The following is a 17,386-nucleotide window of genomic DNA, read 5'->3' as shown; positions in this document are numbered from 1 at the left end:
TCATAGTCATCTTCTCCACCCTTTTATTAGAGTTAACATAGGTTTAAAGCCGGCAAAATGTGCGACAAATAGAGCAAAGGTTAAGCACATGAACAAATGGTATCGATACCAATTTAATCCTGCAAGCACTTTATTGGCTATTCAACAGAAAATAGCCTTGGTAGCCAGGCGGATAAACCAGAGAAGTTACCCTTATGCAGATAACGATACCAAAAGTAGCATTTATTGCTACTTGACCGCATAAACAGCGTGATGGGCAGGCAATCCAAAATGCCCTGCACGCGAAACAAAGGAAGTTAACGGGCGAGCCAGCCACCATCGACCGGGAGCGTAACCCCGTGCACATAGTCAGCAGCACTGGAGGCCAAAAAAACTGCAGCCCCGCCCAAATCGGAGGGCTGCCCCCAACGCTTGGCTGGTATACGCATCAGAATCTCTGCCGAACGCTGGGGATCAGCTTGCAGCGCAGCAGTATTGTTGGTGGTGAAATACCCCGGTGCTATAGCATTCACATTGATGCGCTTGTCAGCCCACTCATTTGCCAGTGCCTTGGTTAAACCTAATACTGCGCTTTTGGAGGCGGTGTAGGATGGCACTCGAACCCCACCTTGAAAGGACAACATGGAGGCTATGTTGATAATTTTTCCGCTGCGGTTATTGGTCACAAAATAACGTGCCGCCGCTTGCGAGAGAAAAAACACACTGCGCAGATTTATATCCAACACGCTGTCCCACTCCGCAGCAGTAAAGTCCAGCGCATCGTTGCGCTGAATGATGCCGGCATTGTTGACCAAAATATCCAGAGCGCCGAGCGCCTTGTGTGTTTCGGTCACCACACTTTCCACACCATCACTGCACGCAAGATCACGCAGGATCACATGGCTTTTTCCCCCAATACGATTAATTGCATCGAGAGTCTCGCTTGGCTCAGTGCGCCCCACCAGGCATATAGCGGCGCCAGCTTGTGCCAGGGCAATGGCGATCCCCTGCCCCAAGCCGGTATTAGTGCCAGTCACCAGCGCTACTTTCCCGGTCAGACTAAAACAATCCAACATGCTGATTTCCCCTAGCGCAGTTTACACAAATCCAGTGGTTTCATATCCGTGTAATCCAGATTTTCGCCGCCCATCGACCAGATAAATGCATAGGAGCGAGTGCCTGATCCCATATGAATTGACCAAGGCGGGGAAACTACCGCTTCTTCATTTTGTAGAATGATGTGACGGATCTTGTCGCGCTCACCCATAAAGTGAAATACCCGTCCGGCCTCCGTTAAATCAAAATAGAAATACACTTCCGAGCGACGATCATGCAGATGCGGCGGCATAGTGTTCCAGACGCTACCCGGGTCGAGAATAGTAAGCCCCAGTAACAACTGGCAGGACTTCACTTTTTGGGGAACGATGTATTGATAAATGGTGCGCTGGTTTGATGTTTCCAGTGAACCTAACTTAATCGGTACAGCCTCTTTGATAGATACCTTCACCAACTCAAAACGGGTGTGTGCAGGAGTAGATACCAGATAGAACTTGGCAGGAATGGTCGTATCGGTTGATGCAAATACTACTGATTCACAGGACATGGGGATGTACAAACAGTCTTTTGCATCCAACTCAAACAACTGCCCATCAACTGTGACTGTACCCGCCCCCTGCCCTACATTTACCACTCCCAGTTCGCGCCGCTGCAGAAAAGGCTGGCCCAAGGCGGCGTGCGGCTCATCCTGTGTGGGCAGTGCAATAGCATCTGTAATGGGATACACGCCACCCACTACCATGCGCTCATAGTGGGTGTAATTCAGGGTAATCCGGTCCTCCTGAAACAGCGAAGCCATTAAAAAATGATCGCGCAATTGATCACTATCCAGCGAGTCCATCATTGCCGGATGTGTGGCGTAGTAAGTCTTGTTGTACATGATTTAGCCCTACAGGTGGATTGATAATGTATTTTGGTAACGATACCAAAAAGAAACAGCATTTCAAACCACCCGCTTGGGATTGATTGCGAATCCACAAAGCTGCGCTTTGCCAAGAACCCGCGATAGGAATATGCTCGGGCATCCGCCAATAGCTAGTTATAATGGCAAATCAGATAAATAATTGCGTTTTGCAGCGCCGGGTATTTCCTGGGCTATCACAGCAGGCATTGGGTTATATGACAGAAAAAACAAAAAAAACGGCAGAGAAAAAAGCTCCCCCTGCGAAAGAAAAATCAGTTATTGAAACACCGGCAATGAAGCAACCTGCGACAGTACATGATGTCGCCAAACTTGCCGGTGTCGGCTCAATGACAGTATCGCGGGTGGTCAATGGCTCCACGGCGGTAAGCGCCAAAATGCGTAAACGTGTGGAAGACGCTATTAAAGAACTCAACTACGTGCCCAATTTAGCAGCTCGCGCAGCGCGCAGCGGCCAGCGGCGTATTGGGATTATTTTCAGCAACCCCAAATCATCCAACCTGGGTGATTTTCTAATGGGCGCATTTGCCGCCAGCAGTGCACTGGGTTGTCAATTGCTGATCGAACCCCTATTGGCGCACCCACAACCTATCGATGCACTTAAAAAACTGATCGAGCTAGGCGCCCAGGGAGTCATTCTTCCTCCACCAATTTGCGACTCACTGGAGGCTCAGCAACTGGCGCGCAGGCACGACATACTGCCACTTAGTTTTGCTTCCGGCAGCCCGCGCCTTCATTCACCCGCTGTACTTATCGACGACTTTGCTGGCGCCCGCGCCATGACTCACTATTTGCAAAGTTTGGGTCATACCAAAATCGCGTTTGTTAAGGGTGACCCTAAACACTCGCCTGCTAACAGCCGCGCCGAAGGCTTTCTGGCTGCCATGGCGGAAGCGAATCTGGAAGTACCCGCCCATTGGATGCCGGATGGCGATTTCACCTATCGCTGCGCATTGGATGTTGGCAAGGCGCTCCTGGATGTGCCCAAAAAACAGCGCCCCACCGCCATCTTCGCCTGCAATGATGAAATGGCTACCGGGCTGCTTGCTGTTGCTCACGGGCTTGGTTTGAAAGTGCCGCAGGATGTCAGTGTGGCCGGATTTGATGATACTGCCATGGCCACTGCAGTCTGGCCGCAGCTGACCACCATCCATCAACCATTGGCGGAAATGGCTAAATCCGCAGTCACCATGCTCGACGATATGCTCAAAACCGCCCCGCGTATTTCCGAACATGACGGCGTGGTACGTCATTTTGTAGCGCCTTACAAATTGATGAAACGCGATTCAACCGGGCCGGTAGGCGGCGTTACCGCAACCTAATCCCCCGCCATCTTCTATAACTAGTAAAAACAACCTACCGCCGCTGTAGTTATGTTGACTACAGCAGCATGTATTTAATTTTCCAGCACAAATACCAACGATCAAATCCCTGCGCATCAGCCGCAACCAAATTCACTGGGACGATTTATTAATTTATCTTTCTCTGCCGCTCTTGCACTCCATCACTGGTATCGATACCATTAATACAGTTTAATTTCTGTTAGCGCTCGATAAAAATCCAGCTCTCAGAAAAAGCCCCGATAATTTTGGAGCAGCCATGCCCCCCACAAACAACGAAGCAAAAGGGCCTGTTCTTGCAAACGCAAGAGAGACAATACACATCCCCGAACGATTCAATATAAAAGATGGGTTAACACCATCGCTATTAGCCGAGGCCACACAGAAGGCACTAGCAAAACTGGAGCAAGGCCTTGCGTATTTTGGTGATGAATTCCCTGCACCATCATCGCTGCAAGGAATTTACCCAAAGATTGGTAATGTTGAGTGGACTAATGGCTTTTGGACCGGGCAGCTGTGGCTAGCTTACGAGTTAACCAATATTCAACGCTATTTACTGGCCGCGCAAAAACAAGTGTCATCATTTTCAGCGCGGATTAAAAACCGGATTAATGTCGATCATCACGACCTTGGATTTTTGTATTCACTCTCCTGTGTATCGGCTTATCGGCTCACGGGCAATAGCGAAGCGCGCACGGCTGCATTAATGGCTGCAGATTGTTTACTGGAGCGCTACTTACCTGCCGCAGGCATAGTGCAAGCCTGGGGCAATCTTAATGATCCGGAAGAAGCCGGGCGCATGATTATCGACTGCAATCTGAATCTACCGCTACTTTATTGGGCCAGCGAAGAAACTACTGAGCCAAAATATCGCCTAGCTGCAGACAGTCATATTCAAAAAGCGATGCAATATTTAATTCGCGACGATGCATCCACATTCCACACTTTTTTTCTCGATGTAAAAACCGGGGCAGCTCGCAGGGGCAGCACCCACCAAGGTTTTTCTGATAGCTCCTGCTGGGCACGCGGTCAGGCATGGGGAATTAGCGGTTTTCCATTGGTCTACAGTTATTATCAAAATCCACAGCTGCTTACACAGGCTTGCCGCCTCACCAATTATTTTTTGAATCGTCTGCCTGATGATTTGGTGTGCTATTGGGATTTAATTTTTACCGAAGGCAATGAACCGCGTGACTCATCTGCCGCCGCTACCGCTGTATGTGGATTACTTGAATTAGTCCGCCATCTACCACTGACAAATCCAGACAGACATATTTATGAAAATGCAGCAAAAGCAATTATGGGCAACCTCATTCGAGGCTACAGCTGCGATGAAACAGATGCGGGAACCGGCTTATTAAAACACGCCGTTTACCACAAACCTCACAATGTAGGTGTGGATGAAAGTTGTATTTGGGGTGACTACTTTTACCTCGAAGCACTGGTACGGTTTCAAAAAGCCTGGAGGTCATACTGGTAATGCGTATCGGTGTAGATTTTGGTGGAACAAAAATTGAAGTAGCAGCCCTAGATAACGCAGGAAATTTCTGCGCACGAGTGAGAGCTGCCACGCCCGACAATTATGATCAAGCAATAGCAACTGTGCGCGATCTGGTGAAAGACGTTGAAAAACAATTAAAAGTTACCGCTAGTGTTGGTGTTGGCACACCAGGATCAATCTGCCCTCGCACTGGTCGTATCCGCAATTCAAATAAACTGTATTTGAATAATAGTGATTTCACTCAAGACCTGGAGTATGCACTCGGTCGATCAATAAAATTTGCAAACGATGCCAATTGTTTTGCATTGTCAGAAGCATTTGATGGTGCGGGTGCAGGAAAAAATATTGTATGCGGTTTAATTTTGGGGACCGGTTGTGGTGGTGGAGTAGTCATCAACTCACGTTTATTGGAAGGCAGCCAAGGCATAGCTGGTGAATGGGGGCACAACCCCCTCCCCTGGCAAAACCTGGATGAAAGCAACGCTCCGTCATGTTATTGCGGTCAGGAAGGTTGCCTTGAACAATGGATCTCCGGCACCGCACTCACGCGCTGTTTTAAAGCGCGCACTGGCAGAACTGAAACAGGGGCTGCAATTGCAGCCTTTGCACAAAATGGTGATACCGCCGCGATTTACGAAATATCCGCTTTGATTAATCGTGTTGGCCGCGCTATAGCATCCATCTGCAACGTGGTAGACCCCGATGTAGTGGTTATTGGTGGCGGCTTATCCAATATTCCAATGCTATACCGTGAGTTGCCCAAAGTTATCGAACAATACATATTTGCAGATCATTGGAGTGGTAAAGTGGTGCCACCCCACTGGGGCGATTCTTCTGGTGTGAGAGGTGCAGCGAGGTTATGGCCTAATATTGCAGAGATTCGATAATTCCCCTCAACCACAGCAACGGACAGGTGCGAGTTTTCTTAAATACAGTAAGGATGCGGTTGCTCCAGAGGAACATAAAACCAGAGATGAAACTCCAGCAAGAAATCGACGAAGCGGAGTACAAATCACCATTAAAAGTAATCTCTCATGTGCGGGCTGAATCCAGCTCGCAATCCATAAAATGCTGATCTAATGCCACCTCATCAGCATGGGCTGTAAATGCGGTAAGCCCATCCAGAAGCTCATTTTCAGTCATTAAAGACACCGGTTTTTTATCGGTTGGACTCACCTTTTTGTTGTCTAAATCGGTATTTAAAAAGCTCATTTCCATCATCCTTTCTACGCATATATTCAACGATAAAAACGCTACCCCTTCACCTGATTAACTTTGGGTGTGGGGAGCATCCCCACCAATCCAGAGTCAGGGCTGGAAGCCCTGTCGCAGCGTAGCATTAAGAGAGCAACGCGAACGGGCGGAGCGAGTATGTTGCGCCGAAGGCGCAGGCCTATTCAATTATCTCTCTTCACAAGAAAATCTGTGAGTAAAAACAGGAAAAAATCGGTTAGCACTTTAAAGGATAGAAAAAATGGGTGGTTAACTCATTTCAAAATAGTGAAATATAAAAAATACCTCGGTTAACCGCTAAAACCCAGTACTGGCGCGGTTTTCAATAGGGGTGGTATACCAATTTATACAAAAATAAACAATGAGGTATACCAGTTAACTTATTATTTTTCAAAGACTTAGGTTAAGTCAGTATACTGCGTGGGGTGTGAGAAAAAAATAATGGTAAATGGTGCTATTTTTAAACAGTAGGTTTCCCGTGCTTTAAAAAAGAAGCGGTTTTGAGCTGAATTACTTATGAAGAATTTTTAAGGAAATGGGTTCCTTAAAACAGCATTTTTCACACATAAAGTGTGCTTATTTTGAGGGGTTTTTATGGGTACTGTTGTTAGCATTTTTTCCAAGTTTTTAGAAGCAAAAGAGAAGAACAAAAACATTCAAAAAGAGGACATACAAAAAATGAAATTAAGTTCTGAGGATAGAGAGCATTTACGTAAAGTATTTGGCGTAAAAATTGTTCAACTCAAATCATAATATGGAGTGAGCCAGATTAATGTTGATTTGCACCTAAAACTGCCCCCCTAAACCCCCATATTTGCACCGAAAACTGACCCACGTAAACCGACTATCCTGCTTGCTTTTCGAGCGGGAGATAGGAGTGATTAACGTGGACATTTTGAGCAAGATCAGACGCTGGTATTTCCGTGACAAACTCTCGCTGCGGGAGATTGCGCGACGTACCGGATTTTCCCAAGCGACGGACAACCAGCAAGCCCGATGCTTTTGCCGATAAGTTGGCGCAATGGTTGAGTGATGCTGCAAGAACGTCCCGCAAACAACGCCGTTCACTCAAACAGATGCATGCCGATTTGTGCGCACTTGGTTTCGAGGGTTACCTCTCGGTGTTGCAGCGCAAACCCGGAGCCATTCGCAACGGAGCTCCCTTCGCCGAATTACCCAACGCCTTTCAATCACTACAAACCATTTTGTTAAAGCGTGTGGGTGGTGATCGGGAGATGGTGGATATCCTTGCGCTCGTCTTGCTGAACAGGATTCACCGGCATTCCAGGCGAGCACGGGTATCCTTGATCATTTACTCAAAGCAGAACTGACCGAGCGCGAAGTACGTTCGGAGGCTTATCAACTGAAGACTGCCAAATTCCCAGCATACCGGGATCTGAGTGGTTTTGATTTTACGAGTAGCATGGCCAATGAAGCATTGATTCGGCAATTGTGTGCAGGTGACTTTATGGATAGCGCACAGAATGTTGTACTTGTCGGTGGCCCCGGTACGGGTAAAACCCATCTTGCCAGTGCCATCGGCATTCAAGCGATTGAACACTTGCATCGCCGTGTCCGGTTCTTCTCGACGATTGAATTAGTGAAGGCCTTGGAGAAGGAAAAGCAGCAATGTAAGGCAGGACAAATTGCTTCGCGACTCATGCATACCGACTTGGTAATCCTGGATGAGATGGGCTATTTACCCTTCAGCCAAACCGGTGGTGCTTTGTTGTTTCACTTGATGAGCAAACTGTATGAATGCACCAGCATGATCATCACCACTAACCTCAGCTTTGCAGAATTGTCGAATGTGTTTGGTGATACGAAGATGACAACAGCGTTGTTGGTGGCTTTGGAGGACTGCTCTGACGATTCTCATAACTTCCGACTGGATATTTTGGCCACCACCCGAAACTCATATTCATATCAAACACCACCACAACTTGTTAAAAATAAACATAAGCTTGTTAATCCACTGGTTAAAAACGTCTTAACCTTCATAGTAATACCTCAAGCGCTTTCCTTTCTTAAAGCGCGGATTGTAGCCAATTGCCATTTTGCATGACATATGCAAATGATCGTGACGGATTTTTTAATTCCTTTATCTTTTAACCAGTCTTCCGGGTTAGAATTTCTGCCGACAGATATAGCTACTAACACAAGATTTCCGTGTGTCCTTAAGTGAAACTCTTCATTACATAAACATCTTTTATTTTTCTTGGACAGTATTTGTTAACGGAAATAAAAACGGCGAGCTAAATAGCTCACCGTTTTTGGCATTCGCTCTAGGTTTAGAAAATAGTTCTTGCAAAAAGTCAGCGGTCTGAAACTCTGGTTTTTTTCAACTCGATGGATTCTTTGTCATTATAGACGCGTAGGCGAGCATCTTCACGCGGCATTCTTGCATCACATTCAATTGTTACCTCTTCTCCATTAGCACCTAATTTTTCAAATGCATTCATCAATTCAAATTCATTAAAATGTAATCTGTAGTTTGTATTTCTATTGGTAAATTTAGGTGTTACTGAAATCCAGCGCGGCAGAGGCCTCGGGGTTTTCACCAATTCTTCGGTAAAAGGATAATCCGTCCGCCCTGACTCACCGTTTAAATACTTCATTCCAATGATTTCATGCTTAAAAGGAACTGCGCCGCCAGATTTTAAATTCCAAGTATATAGCGTGCGATAACGCGCCCAGAGACCAAAAGGTACTCCATCTTTTTTTAAGGATTCGAGCTCTTCGGGTTTGAGGACATCCTCTAATATCCCTTTAATAAAGGAATCTTCGTCATGCTTTCCATCAAATGGCAATCCAGTGGCTCGTCCATAACTAAGGTCTATTTTTTCTGCTTGCCCAAAAAAAACTTCTTTGGTTCTATTACCCGTTAACCAAACTGATACAACACCCCCCGGCGCTACACCAACCATTACTTTTCTATAATAGGGAGATTTCTTATCTGCGATTATACCTTCACGAAATAACGCTAATATCTTCTCGTAAGGTAAATCAAACTCACCTTGGTAAAATTGGTTTTCCGTAAGTGAAAAAAACACAATACTTAACCTATCAGGCAACGGATATAACTCATCTCCCCCTATATGAGTAGAAATGGAACTTCCCCATCCAGCACGAAGTGTTCCACCACTAGGAATATATCGACTTCCGCCTTGACCATGATAAAACAAATCACCTTGAATAATTTTCATAGGGTAATGACTTGGGGCACTTTCGGTGGCAAGCCAATCAAATGTTGTAGGATTTTTACTCATAGCGCTACCGCAACCTGTTAAAAAAATAAATAAACCTGTTAAACCACTGCTTAAAAGTGTTTTAAACTTCATAGTAATACCTCAAGCGCTTTCCTTTTTTAAAGCGCGGATTGTAGCCAATGGCCATTTTGCATGACATATGCAAATGATCGTGACGGATGCGTTTTAGCAAGTGGATTGTTAGGCCTGAAGTAATATTGCGGGTGCATGCCTCGTAAATAAAAATGGCGGAACTTATAGTCCGCCATTTTTACATCAATCTCACATCTCGGATTTGTAATGCTGTAGCTCTATCGATCCTTTACTGTTATACAACCGGACTTTTGTCAGGTTCTTTGGTAGGAAGGGTTCTATTTCAATATTGACTAACTCTTCAGTACCACCCAATTTATCAAATGCTTCATAAAGTTCTTTTTCATCAAAACGCACTACAAAGAAGTATTGTTTCGATGTGTCTTCGATGTAACAACCAAAACCGATCAACAATGGAAGAGGGCGGGAAGCATTCAACACGTCTTTGCTAAAAGGATAATCCAAGCGATAACTCTCACCGTTAAAAAAACTATACTTTGTATCGTTTGATAATTTCTTTTCAGTGCGCAATATCGTTGCCCATTTATAGGGCGTACGGTATTTTTCCCATAACCCAAAGGGAACACCATTTTTTTCAATATCGGTCAGCTTTTCTACACCAATCATTTCAATGATGTTGCGGCGAACATAATCGTCCCTGTCATTGATTTTCCGTTGTGTAATATCAAATAAATCATCCTCATAAGGTTCAGCTTGCCCGAAAAACACTTCCCTTGTTTCGCCGCGCCCCCTTACCCACACCGCCACAGCACCCCCTGGTGCTACTCCCACCATCATGCGATTAAAAATGGGAGACTCTTTATCTCTAGCAACGCCCTCCTTAAACAAAGCGAGTATTTTTTCATAAGGAAGATCGAAACTACCTTGGTAAAGTTTATTTTCCGTAAAGGAAAAAAAACGAATATCCAAACGATCGGGCAAAGGTTTAAAATCTTCACCGACAACGTGGGTTGATTCGCCTGTGCCCCAAAAATGACCAATGCTTGCCGCAGTTGGCACATACAGCCCGCCCTTTTCATTATGATAATAAAAGGTGCCATTAATAATTCGCATAGGATAATTTTTTGGGGCGCTTTCTGTCGCCAGCCAGTGAAACTTGGTTTTGTTTTTGGTGAACATATTTCCGCACCCGACTAAAGAAAGAATAAATATAAAAGCCAGTTTATATACAATGAATTTGGCCATCATACGCTTGCCTCCAGCGTTGCCCTTTGTCGTTAAAGCGGGGATGTAATCCTAATGAGTCTTCGGATGACATGTGTAAGTGGTCATGCCGGATAGGTTTTACTAGTGGATTATTAGGGATGACGCAATATTACGCGGGTATGTTTTGTAAATAAAAATGGCGGAACTTATGATCCGCCATTTTTACATCAATCTCACATCTCGGATTTGTAATGCTTTAACTCTATCGAACCTTTGCTGTTATACAGCCTTACTTTGGTGAGGTTCTTGGGTAGTAAGGGTTCTATTTCAATATTAACTAACTCTTCAGTGCCGCCCAATTTATCAAACGCCGCATAAAGTTCTTTTTCATCAAAACGCACTGTAAAAAAATACTGCTTCTCAGTTCCCTCTATGTAGCAACCGAATGAAATAAGGAGGGGCAAAGGGCGCCCCTTTGCCATAACATTTTTATTCAAGGGATAATCAAAACGATAGTTCTCTCCATTAAAAAAAGATAGTGAGAGATAGGTAGACATTTTTTTTTCTGTTTTAAATATGGGCGACCACTTATAGGGGGTACGGTATTTTTCCCACAACCCCAAGGGAACACCATTTTTTTCAATATCCGTCAGTTTTTCTATACCAATCATTTCAATTATGTTGCGCCGAACATAATCATCCCGGTCATTGATTTTCCGTTGTGTTATATCAAATAAATCATCTTCATAAGGTTCCGCTTGGCCGAAAAATACTTCGCGTGTTTCACGCCCTGTCAGCCAAACCGAAACAATACCACCAGGCGCAACACCGGCCATGATGGTATTAAACGTTGGGCGGTCTTTATCTCTAGCTACGCCTTCTCTAAATAAAGCTAATATTTTTTCATAAGGAAGATCGAAACTGCCTTGGTAAAGTTTATTTTCAGTAAAAGAAAAAAAACGGATGTCCAAACGATCTGGCAGGGGTTTGAAGTCTTCACCCACGACATGGGTTGATCTGCCTGTTCCCCAATGTGGGTTGATAGCGGCTGCAGTAGGAACGTATAAACCACCTTTTTCATTATGATAATAAAAGGTGCCATTAATAATTCGCATAGGGTAATTTTTTGGGGCGCTTTCTGTCGCCAGCCAGTGAAACTTGGTTTTATTTTTGGTGAACATATTTCCGCACCCAACTAAAGAAAGAATAAATATAAAAGCCAGTTTATACACAATGAATTTAAGCATCATACGCTTGCCTCCAGCGTTGCCCTTTGTCGTTAAAGCGGGGATGTAATCCTAATGAGTCTTTGGATGACATGTGTAAGTGGTCGTGCCGGATACGTTTTAGCAGGGGATTATTAGTGTGGAAAACAGTTATATTATGAAGTGATCAAAACCGTTGATATTATTCTTAATCTAACGGCCTCACAGATTGTTGTTGGTGCATGTCTTTTAAATCAAAATTGGTGGAATTTATGATCCGCCATTCTTAACTCCTCACAGTTGTCAACCTTATTTCATTCTGCATAAAGTTATTATGGTATGGCTAAATGAGGATCGAGTTTCAGGAAGCCGATGAATCATAATCGATTCTTAATAATCAAGTTCTGTTATTGTGCCCTCGTCATTTGTCACCCGCAACTTGGCGAGCTTTCCCATTGAATCGTACATATATTCAAATTTTCCTCCTAGTTTTTGCTTAATCAAAAACTTCCCTACATGTCCACTAGCCTCCGTAGCTTCCACATAAAAGGAAGCTAAATAAAATGTTTCAGCAATAGTAATTTCTCTTCCTAATTTATAGGCTCCATCAACAGCCACATCTGCAAGGAAAAATGACAGATCGGTGTCATTTTTAATGTTTATATTATTCAATCCTTGTGCTTCAACTCTTTCAAGGAGGACAAATAATTCTTTTGAATTTTTTTCACATATCCAGGCGCGCTGATAATTACCGCGCATGAGTGCATCCGAAAAATTAATGGGATCTATTACTCTCACTGGATGAGAATATCCAGTCCATCTCTTAAAAAAACTGACTTCACATTTTTCATTATTATTATTTTTTGCAGACACTGTATTAATCATATTCTCACCACTATTTCTAAATAAAAAAAACCCGATAATAAATAGCAATTCCACTATTTTCATTTGAGTACCTTATATTTCTTAAATACAAGATGAGCCATTAATTTTTTTTGAAAAGTATGGCAATGATTTCCTGCCTCTAACCGCCACGACCAATCACCGGAATAAGACAAAGAAAAATCAAGTGCTCTGTTCTTAATCTTGTCGAGCTGGATACATTCAAGTATAACAGGTGAATACTGTTCATTTCCTGTATCTCCACCAAGGTCATGAGGATCTTTATAAATACCATTTTTGGCTATGCCTTGAAAATAAGTTACTCCATTTAGCTCACCCTCGACGCCACGAAAAGTTTGACTTGGGCCACTTTCTTTTATTTCAAATAATTTTTTCGCAGCTTCGTAAGTTAAAGTATCAAACTTATGTTGAATTTTTTCTTTCCAGCCCGCATTTGATCCCAACGTTGGTGGTGGCTTTGGAGGACTGCTCCGTCGATTTTCATAACTTCCGACTGGATATTTTGGCCACCACCCGAAACTCATATTCATATCAAACACTGACCACCAGTGCCCATATTTATCTTCACCACCAAAGTCGATATGTCGTCTATGAAAAACCACTTCTTTTATTACTTTATGAACATCCAATTTAATTGTTAACGTTTCTTTTTGCCCAGCCTTTAAGGATATAACGTCGTCATTCAATGACACTGCTTTTTGACTACGCAAAAACCTGGGATAATGTGATATAAACGTCGAATAATCCGCGTCTTTTGTATGAACCTTTACATAAACAGCTGTTCCTCCTGGATTTACTTCACTAAATAAAGCTTTTCCATTTTTATCCGACATCTGTAATTTACGACAAACTCTAATCTCTGCATTTTCTATTCCCTTATCTGAACATGAATCAACAACATTAACTGTTAATTCAGCAGGAATGCTTTCTTTACCGCTCGCCGTTTTCTCACCCAATTGAGTCATTCTTTTCCCCTAACTTATTGGCATCACGAAACAGAACTTTCTCAATCACTAAAGCTCCTCGTAATCCGTGATCTGATGAGCTATAGACTAGCGATTTTGTTGTATTTGTTCTTTGTAAATTTTTTGCAGCGGCTATGATTAAAGCTGCACTGGTAGCAACGCCCAGATCACCGTAACAATCAGCTGGATGTTCGATTTTGATTTTCTCAATAAATTTTTCTTTATTACGCAAATACGCCACGCCATATTCTTTCGCCCAATGATTTTCTCCATTCATACTGGAATATATGGATTGAATACTATTGGTGGGATGTGATGTTAGTGCGCCTTTAAAAGCACGATCCAATCCATCACCTCTGTACGGTTTATCGCTAAATAGATGTCCGTCTTCTTCAGACATAGAGGGCGGATTTAATGCAATCACGCATCCATTTTTTTGTTCAGCAAGTTCGATGTGTCGCGTTAATAGCAGCGCACAAGCACCTTCGCCGGGTGCAAAAGAATCTGCCGCACTGAGTGATAATAGTCTGTTTTTGTATTGATTGATGACCGTATCGTCATCGTAAGAGTCAACACCTAGGATAAGAATATAGTCCTGAGGTTGATCCATTAGGTATTGAAAGGCGAAATGAATAGCTTCAATGCTAGCGGCGCGCCCAGTCGATATTCTTCGCGTTAAGGGTAATTCAATCCATGGTTTCAAGTTATGTGCAAGCGCAGGAATAAAAGGGATATATCCCTTGTCTTGTATTTGATCAGCAGGTACAGCCAGGATCAAAGGCGTGGCATCAAGAGTATCCACGGCAGCTACACTTTCACGCAATGCCACTATAGCCATGCGGATCATTCGCCCATGACGATGATTAAATACGTCATTCCCTTCCTCAAATTCATATTTGGTGTGCTCAAATACTTCATCCGGCACTCTAGCCATCGTGATCGGCTCACCATCATCCGTATGGTAATCAGACAAGGTATAAGCACTAACCCCCGCATCAACCGCTGCAACGGTGGTCGCAACATTGGGGCCGAGCGGTGTGATCATGCCCATACCAGCAATATACAAACGTGGGGCTGACATTATTCGTTGAATCCTTTCGCGGCGTGGTTCAATAAAAAGTGGGCGGGTTCCAATAGCGCAAGTTCGAGTGCAGCCATTTGTCTTTGGCGTTGTTGCCCGTTAGCAAAGACATTGCGTAGATGTTCACTCGCGCTGATACCGGGGCTGACGATTTGCCCTATAAAATAGCGCTGCGCGGGTGCGTAACGTTGTTGGTACTTCTGCCATATTGCGGCGATTTTATTGACGTCTGGAAACGGCAAATATTCATCGTCACTCAAACCTATTTCTTCGTTTTGCGCCCCATCATCCGGCAGCTGTGCATCCAGATCCGGAAGTTCTTCCAACATCAACTTGTGCTCCTGCAGATCGATGCCGGTAATGGTGGTGAAGGCTTCGCCTGCCAATCGCGTCAAGGTGGGTATACGCATTTGCGCAATCAACCAATTAATGGCCTGCGGGTCGCCAAGATACGCTGTTGCCGTGATCACCAGACGGCTATTTGTTGGGGTTTTAGCGAGCAGAGTGATCCAGCTACGTGCGGTTTCTAATGGCAGTACCCGAAAGCATAAGGCCATGGCACGGGTTTGATGGGGATTGGGGTTAAGTGCGTAAATTTGCAGGTTGGTGGCTAGCGATTTATCACCTAACAAAATGGCTGACCAAGTAGCCCAGAACACGGCATCTTTATCACCTGATACCATTCCGGCGCGCAATGCATGCAAAAGGTCAAAGCGTTTCAATTCACCAATCAGACGAAGTGCTCGCGCGTAGAGTCGGGGATGCGCAAGGCAATCATCGCGTTGCAAAATTGCTGTCAAGAATTCGCGCGGATCTTCGCGCCTTGCACTGCACACCGCCAGAGCAAGGTATTTGTGATTGAGATCTTTGCTGGTGAGGAATTTCTTAATCCAGGAATGCACCAATCTGCCGGGTAACCACGCCATAGCGGCAACCAAACCGCGCACGGTGTGATCGCTGCTCATACCCGCTTCCACGACTTGTTGGATATGGCGTATATCCAAACTGCGAAACGCTAACACAGCAGCGGTGAAAACGGCGTCGGGCTGGAGCAATTCAAGAGCATCGGCGCATATGGCCCAGGATTCTTCCGGTGCAGTCATTAAACCGTCGAGCTGAGCATCAATGCGGCCATCGAGTTCAGCAAGATCTGTAACATTGTAGTGCGGTTGACTAACAGCGAGGTCTCGAAGTAACCACAAAAAGGTAGCGTCATCTGCATAACGTTCATGAATATGACCGTAAAGGCCAACCAGGTTGCGTGAAAAAGCGGCCTCTGTAGTCATGAATAACATCAACCCATGATATTTTTTTTGTTGTGAAACAAGGGGTCACCTAAACGGCATACATTTTTTCCCTCAAATTTCACATCAAACGAGTACATCATAAATTCACACTCCGCTTTATTTTGGCCACTGATAACACCTTTAAGTGTCCCCGCTTCATCGCCCGTACTGGTGGAATAAACCGCACCTTTTACCATAGGCATTTTGCCATCAGTCACCACCGTTTTCGGCCCTTTGCTGGTATCAGAGGATTTGCCAATATTGGGATAAGGAATAGGCACGACGGCTGAACCTACTGGCGTTTTACAGACATCGGGAAATACAGTACTCATACCACCACTCCCCTTATGAGCAATACCACGCGTGTTACAAAAGGTTGTTTGCGCCATTTATTTCTCCTTGATCCATTTAACGGGATAAGCTGACTGATATCTGTTGAACTTTGGTTATTTTTTTATCGCAGGGCAATGCAGCACGCCACACCATTACTAATTGACGATGATTAGGATCTAGCAACAAAGTTTCTATATGGAAAGTTGACGTTATTTCTTGTCCAGCAACTAAAACTTTATTGGATAAATTCACGTAAGGAAGATTAAATACTAAATCGCCTGCTGGGTGCATACCAATAATTCTTACTGCTTCACCGCCCTGTAAATATCCAGGGTAAATCAGGTCCTGTGGTGCCACATTCATAAAGCGTGGGCGGTAATCATCTGGCAAATAAGGCGCACGATTTTGTTGCCAGAGTTCATCGTAAGTACCCGCAAAACCGACACGTGGCTGCCAATTGGGGGCTATAGGAGCAAAACACGCGGGTGCAGGTCTATCGCGATTGTATCGAATTAAATTATCCGGACATTCAAGATTCGGTAAAGGAAAACCGCTCAACTCAGTTTGATGTTTTTGTCCAGCAAAACCACAACCAACAGGATTTTTAGTTTCCACATCGCGGAGCGTCTCTCCATTAATTAAATCCCGCCCTCCAAAAGCACGCTCGTATACCAAAGGCATTGTCACAAAGGGTTCAGGTTGTGAAATCTGATCGCGGCTCCAGAATCTATCACCAAAAACACGCACTACTTTATTCACGGAACCCACTTGGAGTCCAACATCCATTTGTCGCACGGGCCTTTGATCAGGTGAACACGCTGAACCGATCATAAGAATATCGGTCGCTGGTTTACCGATGTGATAATCCGAACTAAAACGTAAGCTGGATTTTGCTGGCTCACCCCAATATTCATCCGCTTGGTGTAGAGGCATTTGTGAACTGGCCAGTGTCCATTGCTCACCAATCAGGAAGGTTGCTTTGACCATGATGTAAAGCGTGTCTATCGCATTTTCATTGGGGAAAATAGTAAATGCAGTAACAAAAGGAGTATTATTTTTAAGTTGCAACATAGT

The 17,386-nt window shown here is 44.3% G+C and carries 18 protein-coding genes and 1 pseudogene; 7 read left to right on the top strand and 12 right to left on the bottom strand.

Features of this window, described 5'->3' with window-relative positions:
- On the top strand, positions 1-244 hold a 244-nt coding region (locus NNX04_RS21900), incomplete at its 5' end, for a hypothetical protein (RefSeq protein WP_261948548.1).
- A gap of 52 nt (positions 245-296) precedes the next feature.
- Here the strand turns inward: NNX04_RS21900 and kduD are convergent.
- Entirely contained in the window at positions 297-1,055 is a 759-nt protein-coding gene (kduD, locus tag NNX04_RS21895; RefSeq protein ID WP_007646028.1) for a 2-dehydro-3-deoxy-D-gluconate 5-dehydrogenase KduD, read from the bottom strand.
- An 11-nt stretch (positions 1,056-1,066) separates the two neighbouring features.
- A complete protein-coding gene (gene kduI / locus NNX04_RS21890; protein ID WP_261948547.1) occupies positions 1,067-1,915 on the bottom strand; it encodes a 5-dehydro-4-deoxy-D-glucuronate isomerase in 849 nt (282 codons plus the stop codon).
- Positions 1,916-2,154: 239 nt separating this feature from the next.
- On the opposite strand from kduI, the gene NNX04_RS21885 reads away from it, so the two are divergent.
- From NNX04_RS21885 to NNX04_RS21875, 3 genes are all read left to right on the top strand, one after another.
- Entirely contained in the window at positions 2,155-3,279 is a 1,125-nt protein-coding gene (locus tag NNX04_RS21885; protein ID WP_261948546.1) for a LacI family DNA-binding transcriptional regulator, read from the top strand.
- Positions 3,280-3,556: 277 nt separating this feature from the next.
- Positions 3,557-4,777 carry a glycoside hydrolase family 88 protein gene (locus NNX04_RS21880; protein ID WP_261948545.1) on the top strand — a complete coding sequence of 407 codons (1,221 nt, stop codon included), beginning with the start codon at positions 3,557-3,559 and terminating at the stop codon, positions 4,775-4,777.
- Complete coding sequence (locus NNX04_RS21875; protein WP_007646034.1) at positions 4,777-5,685, top strand: ROK family protein; 909 nt, start codon at positions 4,777-4,779, stop codon at positions 5,683-5,685. The genes NNX04_RS21880 and NNX04_RS21875 overlap by 1 nt, the downstream gene beginning before the upstream one ends.
- Positions 5,686-5,830: 145 nt before the next feature.
- Here the strand turns inward: NNX04_RS21875 and NNX04_RS21870 are convergent, their stop codons facing one another.
- Positions 5,831-6,010 (bottom strand): hypothetical protein, encoded by a 180-nt coding sequence (locus NNX04_RS21870; RefSeq protein ID WP_261948544.1) that lies wholly within the window; start codon positions 6,008-6,010, stop codon positions 5,831-5,833.
- Between the two features lie 615 nt (positions 6,011-6,625).
- Here NNX04_RS21870 and NNX04_RS21865 point away from each other — a divergent pair.
- From NNX04_RS21865 to istB, 3 genes and pseudogenes are all read left to right on the top strand, one after another.
- Positions 6,626-6,784, top strand: a complete 159-nt coding sequence (locus NNX04_RS21865; RefSeq protein ID WP_261948543.1) for a hypothetical protein — start codon at positions 6,626-6,628, stop codon at positions 6,782-6,784.
- Positions 6,785-6,954: 170 nt separating this feature from the next.
- A complete protein-coding gene (locus NNX04_RS22850; protein WP_315973100.1) occupies positions 6,955-7,362 on the top strand; it encodes a hypothetical protein in 408 nt (135 codons plus the stop codon).
- Positions 7,290-7,886, top strand: a pseudogene (istB, locus tag NNX04_RS21855) (IS21-like element helper ATPase IstB); the annotation flags it as partial. The gene NNX04_RS22850 and the pseudogene istB, both read left to right, overlap by 73 nt.
- Positions 7,887-8,346: 460 nt before the next feature.
- On the opposite strand, the gene NNX04_RS21850 reads toward istB, so the two are convergent.
- The 9 genes from NNX04_RS21850 to NNX04_RS21810 form a co-directional block, all read right to left on the bottom strand.
- Positions 8,347-9,372: a DUF2931 family protein gene (locus NNX04_RS21850; protein ID WP_261948542.1), complete on the bottom strand. Its 1,026-nt coding sequence runs from the start codon at positions 9,370-9,372 to the stop codon at positions 8,347-8,349.
- Positions 9,373-9,561: 189 nt separating this feature from the next.
- Complete coding sequence (locus NNX04_RS21845) at positions 9,562-10,581, bottom strand: DUF2931 family protein (protein WP_040393740.1); 1,020 nt, start codon at positions 10,579-10,581, stop codon at positions 9,562-9,564.
- A 191-nt stretch (positions 10,582-10,772) separates the two neighbouring features.
- Complete coding sequence (locus NNX04_RS21840; protein ID WP_040393742.1) at positions 10,773-11,789, bottom strand: DUF2931 family protein; 1,017 nt, start codon at positions 11,787-11,789, stop codon at positions 10,773-10,775.
- A 345-nt stretch (positions 11,790-12,134) separates the two neighbouring features.
- Entirely contained in the window at positions 12,135-12,692 is a 558-nt protein-coding gene (locus NNX04_RS21835) for a hypothetical protein (RefSeq protein WP_007646051.1), read from the bottom strand.
- Positions 12,689-13,612, bottom strand: coding sequence for a hypothetical protein (locus NNX04_RS21830; protein ID WP_007646053.1), 924 nt, complete (start codon positions 13,610-13,612; stop codon positions 12,689-12,691). The genes NNX04_RS21835 and NNX04_RS21830 overlap by 4 nt, the downstream gene beginning before the upstream one ends.
- Complete coding sequence (locus tag NNX04_RS21825; protein ID WP_040393756.1) at positions 13,596-14,693, bottom strand: hypothetical protein; 1,098 nt, start codon at positions 14,691-14,693, stop codon at positions 13,596-13,598. The genes NNX04_RS21830 and NNX04_RS21825 overlap by 17 nt, the downstream gene beginning before the upstream one ends.
- Positions 14,693-15,979, bottom strand: a complete 1,287-nt coding sequence (locus NNX04_RS21820; protein WP_050977145.1) for a TIGR02270 family protein — start codon at positions 15,977-15,979, stop codon at positions 14,693-14,695. The genes NNX04_RS21825 and NNX04_RS21820 overlap by 1 nt, the downstream gene beginning before the upstream one ends.
- An 8-nt stretch (positions 15,980-15,987) precedes the next feature.
- The gene (locus tag NNX04_RS21815; protein ID WP_040393758.1) at positions 15,988-16,368 is read right to left on the bottom strand and encodes a DUF4150 domain-containing protein; all 381 of its coding nucleotides are present in this window, start codon (positions 16,366-16,368) and stop codon (positions 15,988-15,990) included.
- Between the two features lie 19 nt (positions 16,369-16,387).
- A complete protein-coding gene (locus NNX04_RS21810; RefSeq protein ID WP_261948541.1) occupies positions 16,388-17,383 on the bottom strand; it encodes a DUF2169 family type VI secretion system accessory protein in 996 nt (331 codons plus the stop codon).
- Between the last annotated feature and the right edge of the window lie 3 nt (positions 17,384-17,386).

Source organism: Cellvibrio sp. QJXJ (assembly GCF_024452345.1).
Lineage (GTDB): Bacteria > Pseudomonadota > Gammaproteobacteria > Pseudomonadales > Cellvibrionaceae > Cellvibrio.
Note: the sequence above shows the minus strand (reverse complement) of the source record. Positions and strands in the feature narration are given on the sequence as shown.

What these genes read in the sequence shown, in the direction of transcription:
- NNX04_RS21845 (WP_040393740.1), bottom strand. Translation starts at nt 10,581, where the DNA reads ATGATGGCCAAATTCATTGTATATAAACTGGCTTTTATATTTATTCTT.
- NNX04_RS21885 (WP_261948546.1), top strand. Translation starts at nt 2,155, where the DNA reads ATGACAGAAAAAACAAAAAAAACGGCAGAGAAAAAAGCTCCCCCTGCG.
- kduD (WP_007646028.1), bottom strand. Translation starts at nt 1,055, where the DNA reads ATGTTGGATTGTTTTAGTCTGACCGGGAAAGTAGCGCTGGTGACTGGC.
- NNX04_RS21850 (WP_261948542.1), bottom strand. Translation starts at nt 9,372, where the DNA reads ATGAAGTTTAAAACACTTTTAAGCAGTGGTTTAACAGGTTTATTTATT.
- kduI (WP_261948547.1), bottom strand. Translation starts at nt 1,915, where the DNA reads ATGTACAACAAGACTTACTACGCCACACATCCGGCAATGATGGACTCG.
- NNX04_RS21815 (WP_040393758.1), bottom strand. Translation starts at nt 16,368, where the DNA reads ATGGCGCAAACAACCTTTTGTAACACGCGTGGTATTGCTCATAAGGGG.
- NNX04_RS21875 (WP_007646034.1), top strand. Translation starts at nt 4,777, where the DNA reads ATGCGTATCGGTGTAGATTTTGGTGGAACAAAAATTGAAGTAGCAGCC.
- NNX04_RS21865 (WP_261948543.1), top strand. Translation starts at nt 6,626, where the DNA reads ATGGGTACTGTTGTTAGCATTTTTTCCAAGTTTTTAGAAGCAAAAGAG.
- NNX04_RS21830 (WP_007646053.1), bottom strand. Translation starts at nt 13,612, where the DNA reads ATGACTCAATTGGGTGAGAAAACGGCGAGCGGTAAAGAAAGCATTCCT.
- NNX04_RS21820 (WP_050977145.1), bottom strand. Translation starts at nt 15,979, where the DNA reads ATGACTACAGAGGCCGCTTTTTCACGCAACCTGGTTGGCCTTTACGGT.
- NNX04_RS21880 (WP_261948545.1), top strand. Translation starts at nt 3,557, where the DNA reads ATGCCCCCCACAAACAACGAAGCAAAAGGGCCTGTTCTTGCAAACGCA.
- NNX04_RS21810 (WP_261948541.1), bottom strand. Translation starts at nt 17,383, where the DNA reads ATGTTGCAACTTAAAAATAATACTCCTTTTGTTACTGCATTTACTATT.
- NNX04_RS21870 (WP_261948544.1), bottom strand. Translation starts at nt 6,010, where the DNA reads ATGAGCTTTTTAAATACCGATTTAGACAACAAAAAGGTGAGTCCAACC.
- NNX04_RS21835 (WP_007646051.1), bottom strand. Translation starts at nt 12,692, where the DNA reads ATGAAAATAGTGGAATTGCTATTTATTATCGGGTTTTTTTTATTTAGA.
- NNX04_RS21840 (WP_040393742.1), bottom strand. Translation starts at nt 11,789, where the DNA reads ATGATGCTTAAATTCATTGTGTATAAACTGGCTTTTATATTTATTCTT.
- NNX04_RS21825 (WP_040393756.1), bottom strand. Translation starts at nt 14,693, where the DNA reads ATGTCAGCCCCACGTTTGTATATTGCTGGTATGGGCATGATCACACCG.